At 70.4% G+C, this 17,295-nt stretch carries 17 protein-coding genes; 7 read left to right on the top strand and 10 right to left on the bottom strand.

Annotated features, from left to right (window positions below):
- Window positions 1–939, top strand: coding sequence for a DUF1152 domain-containing protein (locus tag AB0H43_RS11105; RefSeq protein WP_359999104.1), 939 nt, complete (start codon window positions 1–3; stop codon window positions 937–939).
- A gap of 9 nt (window positions 940–948) precedes the next feature.
- Here AB0H43_RS11105 and AB0H43_RS11100 read toward each other — a convergent pair whose 3' ends face one another.
- From AB0H43_RS11100 to AB0H43_RS11065, 8 genes are all read right to left on the bottom strand, one after another.
- Window positions 949–1,602, bottom strand: a complete 654-nt coding sequence (locus AB0H43_RS11100; RefSeq protein WP_359999103.1) for a hypothetical protein — start codon at window positions 1,600–1,602, stop codon at window positions 949–951.
- 153 nt (window positions 1,603–1,755) lie between these two features.
- The gene (locus tag AB0H43_RS11095; RefSeq protein WP_359999102.1) at window positions 1,756–2,796 is read right to left on the bottom strand and encodes a GNAT family N-acetyltransferase; all 1,041 of its coding nucleotides are present in this window, start codon (window positions 2,794–2,796) and stop codon (window positions 1,756–1,758) included.
- Complete coding sequence (locus tag AB0H43_RS11090) at window positions 2,793–3,881, bottom strand: DUF3419 family protein (protein WP_359999101.1); 1,089 nt, start codon at window positions 3,879–3,881, stop codon at window positions 2,793–2,795. The genes AB0H43_RS11095 and AB0H43_RS11090 overlap by 4 nt, the downstream gene beginning before the upstream one ends.
- Window positions 3,865–4,938 carry an SDR family oxidoreductase gene (locus tag AB0H43_RS11085; RefSeq protein ID WP_359999100.1) on the bottom strand — a complete coding sequence of 358 codons (1,074 nt, stop codon included), beginning with the start codon at window positions 4,936–4,938 and terminating at the stop codon, window positions 3,865–3,867. Before AB0H43_RS11085 ends, AB0H43_RS11090 begins: the two co-directional genes overlap by 17 nt.
- A complete protein-coding gene (locus AB0H43_RS11080) occupies window positions 4,935–5,813 on the bottom strand; it encodes a hypothetical protein (protein ID WP_359999099.1) in 879 nt (292 codons plus the stop codon). The genes AB0H43_RS11085 and AB0H43_RS11080 overlap by 4 nt, the downstream gene beginning before the upstream one ends.
- Window positions 5,810–6,052 carry a hypothetical protein gene (locus AB0H43_RS11075; protein ID WP_359999098.1) on the bottom strand — a complete coding sequence of 81 codons (243 nt, stop codon included), beginning with the start codon at window positions 6,050–6,052 and terminating at the stop codon, window positions 5,810–5,812. Before AB0H43_RS11075 ends, AB0H43_RS11080 begins: the two co-directional genes overlap by 4 nt.
- Complete coding sequence (locus tag AB0H43_RS11070) at window positions 6,042–6,920, bottom strand: diiron oxygenase (protein WP_359999097.1); 879 nt, start codon at window positions 6,918–6,920, stop codon at window positions 6,042–6,044. The genes AB0H43_RS11075 and AB0H43_RS11070 overlap by 11 nt, the downstream gene beginning before the upstream one ends.
- Window positions 6,917–7,855 (bottom strand): 3-oxoacyl-[acyl-carrier-protein] synthase III C-terminal domain-containing protein, encoded by a 939-nt coding sequence (locus AB0H43_RS11065; RefSeq protein WP_359999096.1) that lies wholly within the window; start codon window positions 7,853–7,855, stop codon window positions 6,917–6,919. Before AB0H43_RS11065 ends, AB0H43_RS11070 begins: the two co-directional genes overlap by 4 nt.
- Before the next feature lie 210 nt (window positions 7,856–8,065).
- Here AB0H43_RS11065 and AB0H43_RS11060 point away from each other — a divergent pair, with 210 nt between their 5' ends.
- The 3 genes from AB0H43_RS11060 to AB0H43_RS11050 are packed head-to-tail and all read left to right on the top strand — an operon-like array spanning window position 8,066 to window position 10,877.
- Complete coding sequence (locus AB0H43_RS11060) at window positions 8,066–8,935, top strand: glycosyltransferase family A protein (RefSeq protein WP_359999095.1); 870 nt, start codon at window positions 8,066–8,068, stop codon at window positions 8,933–8,935.
- A complete protein-coding gene (locus AB0H43_RS11055) occupies window positions 8,932–9,675 on the top strand; it encodes a polysaccharide deacetylase family protein (protein ID WP_359999094.1) in 744 nt (247 codons plus the stop codon). Before AB0H43_RS11060 ends, AB0H43_RS11055 begins: the two co-directional genes overlap by 4 nt.
- 59 nt (window positions 9,676–9,734) lie before the next feature.
- Window positions 9,735–10,877 (top strand): N-acetylmuramoyl-L-alanine amidase, encoded by a 1,143-nt coding sequence (locus AB0H43_RS11050; RefSeq protein ID WP_359999093.1) that lies wholly within the window; start codon window positions 9,735–9,737, stop codon window positions 10,875–10,877.
- 73 nt (window positions 10,878–10,950) lie between these two features.
- Here the strand turns inward: AB0H43_RS11050 and AB0H43_RS11045 are convergent, their stop codons facing one another.
- Complete coding sequence (locus tag AB0H43_RS11045; RefSeq protein ID WP_359999092.1) at window positions 10,951–12,978, bottom strand: AAA family ATPase; 2,028 nt, start codon at window positions 12,976–12,978, stop codon at window positions 10,951–10,953.
- 163 nt (window positions 12,979–13,141) lie between these two features.
- Between AB0H43_RS11045 and AB0H43_RS11040 the strand changes: the two genes are divergently transcribed.
- Complete coding sequence (locus tag AB0H43_RS11040; RefSeq protein WP_359999331.1) at window positions 13,142–13,750, top strand: DUF4291 domain-containing protein; 609 nt, start codon at window positions 13,142–13,144, stop codon at window positions 13,748–13,750.
- Between the two features lie 103 nt (window positions 13,751–13,853).
- Here the strand turns inward: AB0H43_RS11040 and AB0H43_RS11035 are convergent, their stop codons facing one another.
- Window positions 13,854–14,456: a hypothetical protein gene (locus AB0H43_RS11035; protein ID WP_359999091.1), complete on the bottom strand. Its 603-nt coding sequence runs from the start codon at window positions 14,454–14,456 to the stop codon at window positions 13,854–13,856.
- Between the two features lie 109 nt (window positions 14,457–14,565).
- On the opposite strand from AB0H43_RS11035, the gene AB0H43_RS11030 reads away from it, so the two are divergent.
- Both AB0H43_RS11030 and AB0H43_RS11025 read left to right on the top strand, forming a co-directional pair.
- Window positions 14,566–16,758, top strand: coding sequence for an MMPL family transporter (locus AB0H43_RS11030; protein ID WP_359999090.1), 2,193 nt, complete (start codon window positions 14,566–14,568; stop codon window positions 16,756–16,758).
- Window positions 16,759–16,770: 12 nt separating this feature from the next.
- Complete coding sequence (locus AB0H43_RS11025; protein ID WP_359999089.1) at window positions 16,771–17,238, top strand: MarR family transcriptional regulator; 468 nt, start codon at window positions 16,771–16,773, stop codon at window positions 17,236–17,238.
- The last annotated feature ends 57 nt before the right edge of the window (window positions 17,239–17,295 follow it).

Genomic DNA, 17,295 nt, shown 5'->3' with positions numbered 1-17,295 from the left:
GTGACGCTGCTTTCCCTGCCCATCGCCGACCGCCTCCGGTCGGCCCGTCATGTGCTCATCGCCGGGGCCGGCGGTGGCTTCGACGTGTACGCCGGGCTCCCGCTCGCCCTCGCGCTGCGGGCTGAAGGCGTAGAGGTGTCGCTGGCCGGCTTCTCGATCAGCGAACTGGGCATGCTCAAGCCGGACGCGTGGCTGCGTACGGGGCTCGCCGCGATCCGGCCGGACTCGCCCGGAAACGACCGGTACTTTCCCGAACGCGCGCTCGCCCGCTGGTTGCACACGAAGGGCCACGATCCCGTCGTGTACGCCTTCGAACGCACCGGCGTCCGTCCGCTGCGGGCGGCCTACCGGAAGCTGGTCGAGGTGCTCGGCGTCGACGCGATCGTCCTGGCCGACGGCGGCACCGACATCCTGATGCGGGGCGACGAGGCCGGCATCGGCACGCCGGAGGAGGACATGACCAGCCTGACAGCGGTCGCCGGCCTCGACGTGCCGCTGAAACTGGTCGTCAGTCTGGGCTTCGGCATCGACTCACATCACGGTGTCTGCCATGCGCACGTGTTGGAGAACCTGGCCGCGCTACAACGGGCGGGCGGCTATCACGGCGCCTGCACCGTGTCGCCGGACGGTTACCTGGAGGCGGTCGCGCACGCCGCACGCGAACACCCGAAGCATGCCAGCATCGTGCACGGGCAGGTCGCGGCGGCGCTGCGGGGTCAGTTCGGCAACGCGCCGGTGACCGTGCGGACGCGTGGCACCGAGCTGTTCGTCAACCCGTTGATGGCGTTGTACTTCGTGGTGGGGCTGGACGCGCTGGCCGGCGAACTGCGCTACCGCGACCTGATCGAGCACTCCCGTACGCCGCTGGAGGTCGGGCTCGCGATCGAGGCCTACCGCGAGCAGACCGAGGTCCGTCCGCGCCGCGCGATTCCCCACTGACGCCGGTGGTCAGCCGAGTTCCTCGATCGGGCCTAGCTGGCGGACGTAGTCGCGTACGGGTGGCGACAGCTCTTCTTCGGGGCGCTTCTGGCCGACGACCTCGTACCAGGCGAGGTTTTCGATCCAGAACCGGGCGATGAACTCGTCGAAGCCGTCGGCGACCAGCAGGAGGTCCTCGGCCGCCTCCTGCGGATCGGCTTCCTCGCAGTCGTAGGCGATGCCGCCGCAGAGGACCTCGTGCTCGCCGGTCGGCAGCAGGTGCAGGTACCAGAACAGGCAGCCCTGCTGGTCGTTGAGGAAGCGGACGAGAGTGGCGCCCTCGGTGACCGGGCTGGGCGCGGTCGGCAGGTCGCTTTCCCAGTAGCACGACGTGCAGGTGGGGACGGAGTCGCGCAGCGCCGGGTCGGTCACGAAGGCGACGAACGACTCGGGCAAAGCGGCTCGATGCGCTGCCACGCGGACCGGCCCGCCCAGCGTGTCGAGCCCGTAGCGGCCCTTGGCGAGTTCGTTGAGCGGGATCAGGCCGGTCATCCAGGCGTGGAGCCCGCCCGGGTGATCCACCGGAAGGGACGGGAGATCCTCGGCGGGGTCGAAGCCGTAGGTCCCGCTCACCGGACGACGGGGTCCCAGCCCGGCGGAGACCCAACCACGACGCATTGTCATGCGCGGCACTCTAGCCACGGCCACCGACACCGCGCTGTGCCGGTGCCACTCGCGATGATCCACAGCCCGTCGCGTGTCGAAATCCGGAGGCCCGGCGACACTTTCCGGGATGTCGATCACCAATCGTGCACTATGGACACTCAGGGCAGGGGCCTAGACCGTCGCGATCTCGAAGTGGATCGGCGTACGGCGATCGCGGGGGCCGTTGAGGACGAGCAGATCCACATCGGTGGGCTGCGCCCGCAACCCCGTCAACGCTCGGGCGAGCGGGTCGCCGACGTCGAGGCCGACGGTGAGGAACGAATACCGTCCGTGCAGCCGGTCGCAACCGTGGCGCAGCAGCGTCTGCAGCGTCTCGACATCGGAGGCGCAGACGTTGACCGCCGTCCGGTAGGCCAGTGCGCCGCCCGGCTTCGGCAGGCGGGGCGCCCCGAACAGCGGCGCGGCGGCGTTGAAGGCGACCCGGACGGCGGCCAGCCGGGCGGAGTAGCCCATGACCCGCATCTGCTTGATCTCGTGCTGGTCCCACAGCCCGACGAAGCCGGCGAGCTCACCGTCCGGCCGGCGGGCCAGCAGGTAGTCCAGGCCGGGCTGCTCGAGCGGGAACCCGTCGAGGGCGGGTGCGAACTGCCGCCGCACGGCCAGCCGGTGCCAAAGCTTGACCATCTCCGGCTCGTCGGCCGGCCCGGCGAGGCGTACGGCGAGGTCCGATCGGCGTGGCCGATGGCGGGTCAGCAGATCCACGCTGGCCGAGCGGATCGTCGCCCACCGAGTCACGCCGGGGACGAACCCCAGGGCCAGCGTCGTGGCGGCGTCGTTGCCCGCCAGGATCGTCGAGATCATCGGCGCCGTCGGCCCCACCAGGTCCAAGGCGGTCTGGTACGCCCACTGCCCGAGCGCTCGCGCGACGCCCCGCCGCCGGAAGTCCGGGTGGACCTTCAGATCTCCGACGTACGCGATCGAGCCGGGTTCGCCGTCGAGGTACGCGGTCCGCCGGGCGACTGCGATGCATCCGAGCGGCCCGGAGTCGCCGTCGACCACGCCGACCCGCCACTCCTGCCCGGCCAGGCGGTTCAGCGCGAAGTAGTCCGGTTCGCGGTCGAACCGCAGCGCGAGGTCCCCGTCCATCGTGGACTGCGCGGCCAGGCTCACCAGTCCGGCGTTGTCGCCGGGCCGAGCGTCACGGACCCTCATCCGGCCACCTCGCAGACGGCGACCCGGCGCTGGCACAGGCTCCGGTCGCCGCTGATCATCTTCTCGCCGAGCGGGCGGTCCTCGCGTACGGCGTCACGCCAGCGTTCGGGCACCTCGGTCCAGCCGACGAAGTTTCGGAAGACCAGGCGCGCGCCGGGCCGGGCGGTGCGGACGATCTCGGCGAACAACTCGTCGATCTGGTCCGGTGTCAGCCATTCGCAGATGTTCGACAGCGCGTACCCGGCCATGCTGCGGTCGGGGCGCGTACGCAGATAGTCGGTGAACGTGGCGTCGACGAGCCGGAGGCGGTCGACCGGCACGGTCCCGGCCAGATAGGGCGGCCGGCTCTCGACCGGATAGCTGCCGGTGAGCAGACAGTGCAGGAAGTAGTTGTCCGACACCGTGAGATTCGTCAGCGTGTGCTCGGCGACGGCGTGGAAGTGCGCCGCATAGCTCGGATTCTCGACGTGTGCGAAGAACCTCTCGTCGTACGCCCGCCGCAGCACCAGCCGGTTGCACAGCACCCGGAACAGCGCCCGCCAGGCCGGGGTGTCCCACTCGTCCCGGTAGAACTGCCGCTGTGCATCGATGGTGGACAGACGAAGCAACTGCGGCACCCGGCTCCGGTGCGTCGTGCGGACGACCCGGGCGATCAGCCGCATCAGCCGCTCGGTGACGCCGGACTGGAGCACGCCCCGGCCGACAGCGGCGGAGCGGCCGTCCCAATAGCGGCTCGCCGCCGGGCTCAACACCCCCCGGATGCCCCGGTACGCGTACCGCCGGTCGTCGGCGCTCATCGGGACCGCACCGAGCAGCCCGAGTGCGGCCGGCCGATCCAGCCGGTCGATCGCGGCCGCCTTGAACTCCACGAGGTGGTTCTGCGTACGGTTGACGTCGACCCCGGTGACGTCTGGTGCGCCCGCGGCGACCAGCGACAACGCGGTGCACCCGGCCGAGCTGACGACGGCGATCGGGCCGTCCCAGTGCCCGGCGAGCGCGTCGATCTCGACCTGCGGATCCTCCCGGACCTGGGCGAAGAACAGCCGGTCGTCGACGGCTCCGGGCAGTTCATCGCGCCGCAGCATGGGATCTCCTCTCCACCGGACCGGCCAAGCCGGCCACCAGGGCACGGCTCGCCGCCGTCACCACGGCGACCGGGTCGGGTCGGTCGGGACCGGCATGGGCGGGCCAGGCCGCCCGCAGCCGATCGGTCCGGAACGTCTTGGGCAGGTACAGCTGTTCGGCGAAGGGCAGCATCGAGGGCAGCGCCGGTTGCAGGGCGCCGCCCCGGAGTCGCTGAGCGGCGTCGGCCAGGTCGAGGAACGCGGCCCGGTCGCAGGGCACCGGCCGGGGCAGCATCCGCCGCTGGAAAACCGGGTCCTGCTCGAACACGGTGAACGCGGCGTCGATGACCGTGCCGAGCGGGAGGGCGCCGCCGCAAACGTGGTAGATCCCCGGATCGGCGGCGAGCAGCGCCCCGACGGCGTCGACGGTGAACTCGGCGGTGGCCAGGCTCAACGGCGTCGCCGGATCACCGGGCACCAAGGTCAGCAGACCCCGATGGAACAACCGCAGCGTGTGGTGGAAGACGTTGAACTGACCGATCTCGCCACTCCCGTCCTCGGCGATCACAGTCGGCAGGCGCAGGACGGTCAACGGCAGATCCGCGTCGAGCAGGACCTCCTCCGCCGCCCACTTCGACCACTCGTAGTGGTTGACGAATCCGGCGTCGGCCAGGCGCTCTTCGCGTACCTCGCCGCGACGGCGGCCGGCCGCGTACAGGGTGGACAGGAACACGAGCCGGTCGAGGCGGTCGCAGCGGAGGGCGAAGTCGCGTACGCGGGCCGTCCCGGCCACGTTGACCTGCTCGGCGGTCGTCTCATCGAGGTCGAACCGGATGAGCGCGGCGGCATGAACGATGCGGGTGATTCGCCGGGGGTCGACGTACGCGAACGGGTCGCCGTCGCGCAGATCGGCGGGGACGACCTCCGCCCCGGGAAGATGGGCCAGCTTCGCCCGCTTGCGGTTCAGCTCGGCGTTGTCCGCCGCGCGTACCGCGAGGACGAGGTCGTCGGTGGCGGCGAGGGCGGCGGCGAGGCGACTGCCCAGGTAGCCGTCCGCGCCGGTGATCAGGGTCGTCATCGGGTAACCACCTTGTCCGTGAGAGTAGTGAGATCCGGCCAGCCGTCCGGGTTCGTTCCGTGCCGGTCGACGACGGCGTACAGCCAGCGTTCGAGGCCGAAGGCGACGCAGGCGGTCGACGCCGGTACGCCCGCCCGCGAGATGCCGAAGGCGGAGCCGAAGTGCTCGTGATGCCGGTTGGCCGAGCTCAGCGCCAGCGACCCGTACGCCGCCTCGTGTTTGACCGGCAGTACGCGTTGCAGCAGGAACCCCGGCTGGCGATGCGGCCGGAAGAACGGATCGGTCGCGGGCGACCAGCTCAGCGGCAGGTCGATCAGGCGAGCGAAGTCGTCGACCAGCTCCCGGGTCTCGGCGAGGAACGACGCCGTCTCGGCCGGGGTGCCCAGGCAGACGATCTCCCGCATCGAGAAGCTCCACTGCCGCCGCAGCGGGTCGTACCGCTCCTCGCGCCGGAAGCAGGTGGTCCGCGTCGTCACGTACGCCGCTTGCGCCAGCTGCGCACCTCGGCGTTGTGCGTACACGTGGAAGCAGGCGGCGGGAGTGAGGACCGCCGTGACCGGGCCGGTGCGCGTGAGCACCACGGACCCCTCCTCGTCGACCACCGGGCCGTCGGCGAACTCGCCGAGGTTGGCGTCGGTGGGTTCGAGCCCGAACGCGAACGTGGCCTGCTGCGGGAACGCGCGCAGGTGGCCGGTGAGGGCCGAGGCGGGCAGTGTCGGGGGTGGACATTCCTCGGTGGCGCTCCACTGTGCCGCAAGGCGGCGGAACGCGCCGTCGAGGTCCTCGGCGAGACGCAGCAACGGCCCGGAGAGCCCGGACTGCCCGTACGCGTCCCAGCGGAGCCCGAGGTCGGTCAGCTCGGCGAGGGTGGTCATGATGGCCCCCCGAATCGGGTGAGCATCGCGTCGATGCTGTCGAAGTCGCCGATCCGCAGTTGTTCGACGTCGATCGGCGCACCGCGCAGCCGTTCGAGCAGCATGATCAGCTCCGGCAGGTGGATCGATCGCAGCACGCGCACCGAGAACAGTGCGGTCTGATCGGTGATCACGACGTCACCGGCGTGCCGCGCGACGAACGTCCGCAACGCCTGCCGGATCTCGGGCTCAGAACGCATCGGCGGGCTCCTCGACCAGTACGCCGGCCGCCGCCAGCACCCGCAGGCACTTGGCCGAGACCCGGCGGCGATGCTCCCGTTGGGCGGGCGCGCACCAGGCCGCGTCGGCCAGTTCCCAGGGTTCGGCGAACCCGGTGTCGGCGTAGACGTCAGGGTGGTAGTAGTCGCGCCAGGTAGCGGTCACGAACCGGCTGAGGTCGGCCCGGATCTCCGCCTCCTCCCGCCACGGTGCTCCCGCGGCCCAGAGCGCGCCGACGAGCTGACGGCCGAACGCCAGATGCCTGGCCTCGTCCCGGTGGTGACTGTCGTTGATGAACCGGGCCAGCGGGTGCAGCCGCCGATCCCGGGCCTGGACCCGGTTGTAGTGGTCCACGATCTCCTCGAAGATCATCGTCTTGGCGAAGAACAGGAAGTCGTCCACGTCGCGCGGCCGCTCGGTGGCGAACGGCAGCTGTCGCGTCCGGTGCACCCGGGCGTACCGGGTGCAGAAGCCGCCGAAGTAGACGCTGTGCTTGTTCTCCTCGTCGAGGAAGTGGTGCAGATAGCCGGTGAAGGCGGCCAGATCGCTGCGGTACAGCCGGGCGGCGAGCCCCTGCATCAACGACTTCTCGCCGTGGATGTTGAGGCTGTAGAAGCCGGCCGCCTCGTGGAAGGCGAGCCGCCGGCGAGCCTTCTCGTCGAGGCCCGACCACACTTCGGTGCCGTAGAGGCTGACGTATTCGGGGCTGGTGAACCAGTCCAGTTCGGGGTCCACTGTCGCGGGCCACTCGACCGCCGTGTAGGGGTTCTGGAAGGCCCGCTGCGACAAGCGGCTGAGCCGCTCGGCCGTCGGCGCGACCTCCGCCAACGCGGTCGCCAACGCGCTCATCGCGTCACCTCCAGCGCCGCGCACTGCCAGTTCAGCCCGAACCCGGCCATCGCCAGCGCGATCCGCTGACCGGGCCGCGCCTGGCCGGAATCCAGCAGCGCGGTCAGGTTCACCACCACGTCGGCGGAGATCACGTGGCCCACGTCCGGCAACGACGGATGCCACACCCGGCCGTGGTCGACCGCCAGCAACCGGGCCAGGATGCGCCACGCCTGCTCGTGGGTGTTCTGCGGCACGATCCAGTCCAGCTCGGCCGGCGACGCCCCGATCCGCGCGGCGGTCTCGCGCACGATCCGGTGCGTGTACGCGAAATAGGTGCCGACGGTCTCGTCGTCACCGGCCCGGCCGAGGCCGCCGTTGGTGATCTGGTGCACCGTCAGCAATCGACAGACATCCGGCTCCCTGCCGACCACACAGGCGGCGGCGCCGTCCGAGATCACGTTGTACGCCTGCTCGTACCAGGCGCCGTCGGGAAAGCGGTCGGCGGTCACACACAACACCCGCCGCCACCCCGGTTCGGTGGCGAGAAGAGCCCGGGCGATCCGCAGCGCGCCGAGCATCCCCGTGCAGGCCTGCTGATGCACCCCGACGACGACCGCGTCGCGCAACCCGAACTCCGCCTGCAACCGGCCGGCCGGAAAGTCCATGAGCACCTTCACGTCGCGTACCGGGCCGTCCTGCGGCTCGGGCAGGCAGGTCGCGTAGACGATCGCGTCGATGTCGTGCAGGCCGCCGCCGGCCTCGATCTCCGCGACCGCCCGGCGCGCCAAGTCGTACGCCGTCTCGTCCGGCCCGCACACGTGATGCCACCGGAAGCCGGCCGCCTCCAGGTCGCTCGCGGCCGACCGGAGCAGCCCCGCTTCGGCGGACTCGCGGACGTGCCGCTTCTGGGCGCCCAGCGCGTACGTCGGTGATCCGAGATAAACCTCGTCCATGGCCTCCATCCTCGGCAGCCCGGGCGGCCGGGGCATGAGCGCCGATACTCAGGTACCCGTGAGTTGTTCACCCCGCCGCCCGGGTTCCCTCGCCTGGGTACCGCCGGTCTTCTTGGGGCTGAGCGCAGGGTCTTACGGGGGATAACCCCAGATCGAACTCGGGGGAGCTCCTGATGGTTCAGGCAGGCTCGGGGCCGAAGACTGAACCGCATGGCAGAGAAGATCAGGTTCAGCGTCGTCATCCCGTGCTTCAACGAGGCCGGCTACCTCGCCGACGCCCTCCTGTCGCTGCGGAAGCAGGACTTCGACGAGGGCGTTTCCGGCGGCGTCGAGGTCATCGTGGTCGACAACAACTGCACGGACGACACCGCTCAGATCGCCCGCGACCTTGGCGCACGGGTCGTGTCCGAGCCGGTCCCCGGTGTCTGCAACGCGCGGCAGCGCGGCACGCTGGAGGCGCGCGGCGAGATCGTCGTCTCGGCCGACGCCGACACCGTCTACGGGCGCGACTGGCTCAGCCGCATCGACGAGCAGTTCCGGGCAGGCGACGACGTCGTCGCCGTCGTCGGCCCCTGCGAGTACGCCGACGGCCCGCGCTGGGGCCGCGTGTACGGCCGGGTGCTGTTCGGCGCGGTCAACGGCGTCTACAAGCTGACCGGCCGGGCCATGTACGCCAGCGCCACCAACATCGCGTTCCGCCGCGACGCCTGGACGGGCTACGACACGAACCTGACCCAGGGCGGCGACGAGCTGGACCAGCTGCGCCGGCTGCGCAACCGGGGCCGGGTCGTCTACGCCCACGCCAACCCCACCTTCACCTCGGGGCGGCGGTTCACCCGGGGGCTCGCGTACAACGTGTTCGTCAGCCTGCCGGTGCACTACCTGCTGACCTACGGCGTGAACCGGATCGCCGGCCGGCGGGTGCTCGGCTCGGCTCCGGCGTTCCGGCACGACCAGGGCTCCTTCCAGGCGACCTTGCCCGCCCAGCCCGCCGCCTCGGCTTCGGCGCGGGCCGCGGTTCCCGTCGTCGCGACGGCGCCGATGCCGGTACCGGTGCTTGCCGGGCAGGAGACCCGGTGATCGTCCTTGCCGCGCCTCTGCTGGTCGTCGCGTTCGGGGGCGCGGCGTACTGGCTGTTCATGGCGCCGTTCGGGCCGACGGCGCGGAGCTATCCGCATCGTTCGCCGGCCGAGGACAGGGTCGTCGCGCTGACCTTCGACGACGGGCCCAACGAGCCCTACACCTCGGAGATTCTCGACATCCTCGACGATCGGGGCATCAAGGCCACCTTCTTCCATGTTGGACAGTGCGTCGAGCGGCACCCGGACGTCGTCCGGCGCGTGATCGCCGCCGGGCACGTGGTCGGCAACCACTCGCTGAGCCACCGGTTCGGCACCTATCTGCGGCCGGGTGCGTACGAGCGGGAGGTCGAGCGGACCCAGGAGATCCTGACCCGGGTCATCGGGTGCACTCCGGCGTTGGCGCGTACGCCGTGGCTGTGGCGGCATCCGGCGCTTCTGCGGATGCTGCGCCGCCGTGATCTGCACCCGGTGGCGGGGGAGTTCGGGCACGCACTGGAGGTGTTCCAGCCGTCCGGCGTACGCATGGCGCACCGGGCGATCGCGAAGACGCGCCCCGGGTCGATCCTCATCTTCCACGACGGGTTCGACGGCCACGGCGGAGACCGGAGCGAAACCGTCGTCGCCGTACGCGAGACGGTGGATGGTCTGCTCTCGCGGGGTTACAAGTTTGTCACCGTCGACAAGCTGCTGGGGGTGTCCGCCTACCAGGGTCTTGCGGGGACTGCGGAGCGCAAATAGTCTTCGTGATCCTGTGGCAAGAAGAAGAAATCTGCCACCCTCGCCCCCAAGAGGTCCTCATGGCACACGACATCTCCGACGCGATCTCCGAAGTGGATCGGCGTACGCTCCTGCGCGCCGGCCTGGGCCTGGCCGCAGTTGCGGTCGTCGGCACCGAGCTGGCCACCGGCGCGCCCGCGTCGGCCGCCCCGAGCACCGAGTTCCCCTGGATCATCGACTGCGACTCGTGGGGCGCCCGCCCGCCGTCCAGCACGATCCAGCTGACCAACAACACCACGAACAAGATCATCCTGCACCACATGGCGTTCCCGAACGTCACCGACTACTCCCGGGAGCAGGCCGTCAAGCTGGCGCAGGACTGCCAGAACCTGCACATGGACGGCAACGGCTGGGCCGACACCGGCCAGCACTTCACCGTCAGCCGGGGCGGTTACGTCCTCGAAGGCCGCCACCGCAGCCTCGAACGGCTGGAGGCCGGTGACCACCAGGTCGTCGCCGCGCACTGCCCCGGCGAGAACGGCAACGCGATCGGCATCGAGAACGAGGGCACCTACGTCACCGAGGTGCCGCCGGACGCCCTGCTGGACTCACTCGTCCGGCTGTGCGTCGCAGTATCGCAGCGGTTCGGGCTGCACGCCTGGGACATCTTCGGGCACTGGGACTTCCGGTTCACCGACTGCCCCGGCATCGAGTTCTACAAGCTCTTCCCCTCGGTACGCAGCCGCGTCGCCGAGGCCATGGGCACCGCCAAGGCGGACATCCCGGCCCGGCGCTGGCCGGACATCTGGCGTTTCGTCAACAGCCCGGTCGTGCAGGTGGGCCAATACCTGCTCAACCACCACGGCTACACCGTGCCGATCGACGGCGCGTTCGGTGCGGCCACGGTCGCGGCCGTCGGCGCGTTCCAGGCGGCCAACGGCATTGCGGTCGACGTCGACGCGACCTTCACCTTGGACACGTGGGAGGCGCTGGTCGTCGACCTGGAGAAGGACGCCACCGGCCTGCCGGTCAGCGCGGTGCAGTACATGCTGAACCGCAAGGGCTGGCCGGAGGTCCTCGTGACCGGCGAGTTCGACTACGTCACCAAGAAGGCCGTTCAAGACATGCAGCGCCTCCACGGGCTGGACCCGAACGGCAAGGTCGACCACTCCACCTGGTGCGCCATCGCCGGTGGCGCGGTCCGCTCGGCCTTCCAGTACTGAGCATGATCATTGCGTCAGCCATGCTGTTAACTCGGGCATTTCACTGCCCGAAACAGCATGGCTGGCGCAATGATCACGCGAGAGCGGCGGGCAGCGGCGACGCGTGCAGCACCTGCAGCGAGCTGACCGCCCGGGTCAGCGCGACGTAGAGCCGCTGCAGACCCCGTTCCTCGGCGTCGACGACCCGGGCGGGTTCGACCACGATCACGGAGTCGAACTCGAGCCCTTTGGCCAGCCCGGCCGGTACGCATACCACCCGTGAAGCCTCCAGGGCGTCCTCGTCGACGCCCACCAGTGAGACGTCGAACCCTTCCGCGGTGAGTGCGGCGTGGAGTGCGGCGATGTCGGAGTCGGCGGCGATCACACCGATGGAGCCTTCGGCGGCCAACCGGGAACGGCAGGCCGACACCACGGCCGATTCCATGGAGCCCGCGACGGAGTCGACGGAGAGCGCCCCGGAAGTCTGCCGCACCGACGTGGGCACGCTCAGCCCAGGCGCGATGGCCGGCAGCAGCCGGGCGGCGTACTCGATGATCGCGGCGGGGACCCGGAAGCCGCGGTCGAGCACGGAGACCTCGGTGTCCGGCTTGCCGAGGTGGGCGAGCAGCGACGGCCAGTCACCGGCCGCCCACGGGCTGGTGCCCTGCGCGATGTCGCCCAGAACGGTCAGCGACCCGTTGGCGCAGCGCCGTCCGAGCGCCCGGCATTGCATCGGGCTGAGGTCCTGCGCCTCGTCGACCATCAGATAGCTCAGCGACGGCACGCGATCGATCAACCCGGCCAGCTCGTCGAGCAGCACCGCGTCCGCGGCCGACCAGCGGGCGGACTTCACCGAGCGGCCGGGCTTGGCCCACAGGACCGCCTTCTGCTCGTCGGGGGACAGGAGGTCCGCCGCGCAGGAGGCGAGGAAATCCGCATCGGACAGCAGCCGGAAGAGCACCTGCTCCGGCGTCAGGCGCGGCCACACCGCGTCGAGCACCGCCTTGACCGGCTTCGACCGGGCCACCGCCGCCACCTCGCGATCGTCCGGCGTCGCACCGCGCCGCTCCATCTGCATCACGACCAGCCCGGCGATCCGCTGCGCCGCGCCGTCGCGCCCGGCGGCGTAGCGTACGGTCTGCATCTCGGTCACGATCTGCGACATCCGGCCCTGGCCGACGCGATAGCGGGTCGAGCCGTGGACGTACACCAGGTCGTCGGCGGGCAGCGAGACATGGCTCCACAGTGCCCGCCGCAGCACCTCGGCCATCCGCGCGTCGCCCTTCACCACCAGGGCCTCTGCGGAGTCCACAGCGGACAACGGCCGGTCCAGCAGCTCGTCGATCGTCTTCTGCCCGACCGAGACCTCGCCCAGTGCCGGCAGCACGTGGCGAATGTAGGACAAGAACGATCGGTTCGGCCCGACCACCAGCACGCCCGCGCCGAGGCGCTGCGGCTCCGCGTACAACAGGTAAGCCAGCCGGTGCAGGCCCACCGCGGTCTTGCCGGTCCCGGGCGCGCCCTGCACGCAAATGCTCGGCTGCAGCGGCGCGCGGACCAGCTCGTCCTGTTCGGGCTGGATGGTCGCGACGATGTCGCGCATCGGCCCGGACCGTGGCCGCTCGATCTCCGCGGCCAGCAACGCGCTCGGCCCGGTGGTCCCGCTCCCCAGAATCTCGTCTTCATACGCCGTGAGCAGCGCACCTTCAGCGAAACCGTAGCGCCGGCGCCGGACGACGCTGAGCCGGTCCTTCGGCGTCGCACGATAGAACGGCATCGCCACCGGCGCCCGCCAGTCCACGACCAGCGGCGTGCCGTCGTTGTCCCGGACGTGCCGACGCCCCACATAGACGCGGTCCTCGCCACCGCCGGAGTCCTCGAAGACCGTGCCCGGGTCGTAGTCGAGCCGCCCGAAGAACAGCGGGACGTCCGGCAGATCGAGGAGATCCCGGCCGCGCTGCGCGCGGGCCATCCGGTACATCGTGTTGAACCACACCTCGTCGGTGCCCGAGACGAACTCCGGCGTCTCCGTGTCCAGCACGTCCTGCCGCATCCGGTCCAACGCGCCCCGCGCGTTCGCGAGGTACGCCTGCTCTGCTTCGATCTCGGTGAATCCGCCCATGCTGAAATCCATCCCTCGCCGTGATGATTCAGCCGACAGTCACGCCCGTCCTCTGTCCAGCGTGCGTACGCTGCGAGGGGTTCGCCTCGATTGCGGCGGGGGATGCTATCGCGGCCAAACTCGGACGCTCAACCGAATTTCCGCTCGATACCTTGATTCCGCTATGAACGAGATACCCGCCCGTCAGATCCGGGCGCTGTACGACGACGAGACCATCACGGTCTACCAGGCATATCGCCCCGATATCGCCGAGCCGGCCGCCCGTTTCGGGCGATTCGGCCCAGGATTCAAGCGTGATCGGATGACCTGGATCAAGCCGTCCTTCCTCTGGATGATGTACCGCTGCGGTTGGGCGGACAAACCCGGCCAAGAACGCGTACTGGCCATCCGCCTCCGCCGTCACGGCTTCGACTGGGCGCTAGCCAACGGCGCGCTGAGCAGCTACGAACGCGACCTCCACGGCGACCGCGACGAATGGAAGCAGTCGCTGCGCGCACCTGTCCGCATCCAGTGGGACCCCGAACGCGACCTGCACCTGCGCCCTCTGCCGCACCGGGCGATCCAGGTCGGCCTCTCCGGCGACGCCGTACGCCGCTACACCGAGGAGTGGATCGCCGGCATCGACGACATCACCACGAAATGTCACGAGATCCGGGCTTTGGTCCGAGGCGGCCGCCTTGACTCGGTTCGGGCGATGCTCCCTGCCGAACGTCCTTATCGGCCGCCCGTCGATGTGCGCCCTGGGTATGCGATGTCCGGCCCGATTTCGTGATCATGTACCCGAGGTATGCGCTCATGCGGCCATTTGCGCAAATGGCGGGCGCATGACGCCGAGAATCGGGCTGCTTCGGCATACCTGGGGCGCCGACGGGATGTCAGAAGCTGGTGATGCGGTCCGGCAGTTGTTCTTCGACCTCGTCGAGGTCGGTCCACAGGTCGAACCAGATGCGGCTTCGGCCGACCGGCTCGTCCAGGCCGACGACGGCGGCGCTGAAGACGCCCCACAAGATCTCGTAGCGGTCGCCGGGCGAGTCGACGCCCAACGCGAACGACACGGCCAGCGCCGCCCGCGTGACCAGCAACTTGTCCGGATCGTCCGGGGTAGGCCGTCCAGCGGTCAGGAAACGCGGCTCGGCGACGATCTTCATCCAGCGTAGCGACGCTTCCGGCACCTGCTCCCGCAACACCTCCAGGACCGAATCGCGTACGGCGGAGGCGGGGTCGTCACCCAGCCAGTCGAGCCAGTGATCCGCCTCGGTCAGGTACGCGAAGTCGTCCTGGGGCGGCCCGTGCTTCTCATTCGGCGCGTACTCGCCGGTCAGGACGCCGTCCGCGCCGACCTCCCAGGCGCCCCGGATCGCCTCCGGCGGAATGTACCCGTCGGGGTCGCTGATCAGGTCTCCGTCGATCTCGTAGACGTAGCCGCCGGGGTTCTGGGCGGCCTCGGCGATCAGTTCCTCCGGCGGCGTACGCTGCATCGCTCCAATCTAGATGCCCGCGCTCCGGACGACTCACCGGGTTTCCGGTGGACGGTCGGGGGGTACCCGCCGCGCACATCGGAACGCGGCGAGCGGCAGGGGAGCGGCAATGAAGGTCTACGCCTGGGTCTTGGTCGCCCTGCGCTGGGTGGTCGTCGCGTTCTGGCTGGTCGCGGCGGTCGCGGCGGTGCGGTTGCTGCCGGCGGTCGGGCCGGGCGGGGAAGATCTGAGCCAGCTCGTCTCCGCGGGGAACCCGGCGGTGCAGACCGAGATGCGCTCCTATGACAAGTTCGGCTTTCCGCTGCTGAGCCGGGTTGCGGTGGTGCAACGGGATCCGCAGGGGCTGCCGCTCGACGTGCAGGCCAAGGCGGTCTCCCGGGCCAAGGCGGTGTCGGAGGGCCAGTACGCCGATGTGCAGCCGATTCTGGCGGCGGTGCCGATCACCAACGAGAAGAAGCTGCTTCCGGGGTCCCGGGAGGACGGGACGACGATCATCACGTACCTGTTCACGCGGCCCGATGTGAGCCTGGCCGAGCAGGTCGAGGCGGCCGACCAGTTCGTGAAGAAGTACTACGGGCCGCAGGATCACGTCGTCGGCGTCACCGGATCGGTGCCCGCCCGCGTCGAGCAGGGCCGCATCGTGCTGGACTCGTTGACCTGGCTGGAGGTGGCGACGGTCGCGGCGGTGTTCGTCATCGTGGCGTTCGCGTTCCGCTCCCTGGTCGCGCCGGTGCTGGCGCTGGCGGTGGCCGGACTGGCGATCGTGATCACGTTGCGGGTGGGCGGCGCGCTCGCGGCGCACTTCGACGTCGCGGTTCCGCAGGAGACTCAGCCGTTGCTGGTCGCATTGCTGCTCGGGGTGGTCACCGACTACGTCGTGTTCTACGTCTCGGCTTTACGCGTACACCTTGATGACGGCCTGGACCGGGTGGCGGCCGCGCGGCTGGCGACGGCGCGGTATTCGCCGATCATCATGACCGCCGGAGCGACCGCCGCGGCCGGGACCGGCGCGTTGATCGTGGCCGGATCGCCGACGTTCCGCGCGTTCGGGCCGGGCCTGGCGGTGGCGGTGACCATCGGCATGGTGGTGGCGGTGACGCTGGTGCCGGCGTTGCTGGCGATTCTCGGCCGTGCGGTCTTGTGGTCGCCGTGGCGGGGGCGGCAGCGGCCGGTGGCGGTACGCGAGCCGCGCGGCTGGTGGGCGCGCGTGCTGACCTGGCCGGGATTCTCGTTCGTGGTGCTGGTCGCGTGCGTCGGCGGACTGGTGTGGGCGGCGCTGCCGGTGCGGCACATGACGCTCGGCGTCTCCTTTGTGGAGGCACTGCCGGCGAGCCATCCCGCGCGCCAGGCGGCCGCCCAGGCCGAGGCGGGATTCGCCGAGGGGATCCTGTCGCCGACCGAGGTGCTGGTGGAGGGCGCGGGTGTGGCCGGGAAGACGGCGGAACTGGCCCGCTTGCGCGAGGCGCTGGCGAACGAGCCGGGGGTGGCCGCGGTCGTCGGCCCGGACGATCGCCTGATCGAGCAGGTACGCCCGCTGTTCGAGGCGAAGGACGGCAGCGCGGCCCGCTACCTGGTGGTGTTGTCCGACGAACCACTCGGCGCGCATGCCGTGCAGACGGTGACCCGGCTGCAGGCGGACCTGCCCGGGCTGGCCGACCGCGCCGGCCTCGGCGGTACGCGGCTCAGCCTGGGCGGCGACACGGCGATCGCGGACGTCATCGTGGACCAAACCGTCCACGACCTAGGTCGCATCGCCCTGGCCGCGCTGGCGGCGAACCTGCTGTTCCTGGTCCTGTACCTGCGTGCGCTCACGGCTCCGCTGGCTCTGCTGGCCTGCAGCGTGCTGGCCATCCTCGCCACGCTGGGCCTGACGACACGAGTCTTCGAGGACTGGCTGGGCAACGACGGGCTCACCTTCTACGTCCCGTTCGCCGCGGCGGTGCTGCTCGTCGCGCTCGGCTCCGACTACAACATCTTCGGCGTCGGGCCTGCCTGGCGCGAGGCCCGCCGCCGGCCGCTGCGCGAGGCGCTCGCCATCACCCTGCCGGAGTCGGCGCGCGCGATCCGCACGGCCGCGTTCACGCTAGCGCTCAGCTTCGGCCTGCTCGCGCTGGTGCCCTTGCGGCCCTTCCGAGAGCTGGCCTTCGCACTGTCCGCGGGGATTCTGATCGATGCCTTCGTCGTACGCTCGCTGCTCGCCCCCGCGCTGTTGTCCGTCATCGGGACGGCCGCCCAATGGCCGGGCCGCTACCTGGAGCGGCGGCGTACGCGGGATGCATTAGGAACTTCTATAAGCTCGTGATAGAAATGCCGTATGCGGTCCACCTCCGTCCCGGCTGACCCGAACGTCTCGGCTGAAACGGATCTGAGTACGACCGTCGTGCGGGTGTTCACCGCGTTGCGCCGGCTCAGCCCCTCCGGCCTCAGCCTGTCCGTCGCGTCGACGCTGGCGACCCTCGACCGCGAGGGACCTCGGCGGCTCACCGAACTGGCCGGCGTCGAAGGCGTCACGCAGCCCGCGATGACGCAGATCGTGTCTCGGCTCGAACGGGACTCGCTCGCCGTGCGTACCGCCGATCCCGGCGACCGCCGGGTGGTGCTCGTCGAGATCACCGCGGCCGGACGCGACTTACTGAGGCGTCACCGCACGATCCGCAGCGGCAAAGTGGCCGCCCTGCTGGCCCAGCTCGATCCCCGCGACGCCGCCGCGATCGAGGCCGCCCTCCCCGCCCTGAACGCCCTCGCCGATCTCGTCACCTCTCCGGAGAGCAAAGCTCAATGAACAGCCGCGAGCTGGCCACCGGCCAGCACAGTTTCCGTCACGGGAGCGCCGACCGCC

The organism is Hamadaea sp. NPDC050747 (assembly GCF_040654195.1).
Classification (GTDB): Bacteria; Actinomycetota; Actinomycetes; order Mycobacteriales; family Micromonosporaceae; genus Hamadaea.
The sequence above is the reverse complement of the archived record's forward strand: the minus strand, read 5'-3'. Positions and strand labels throughout refer to the sequence as shown.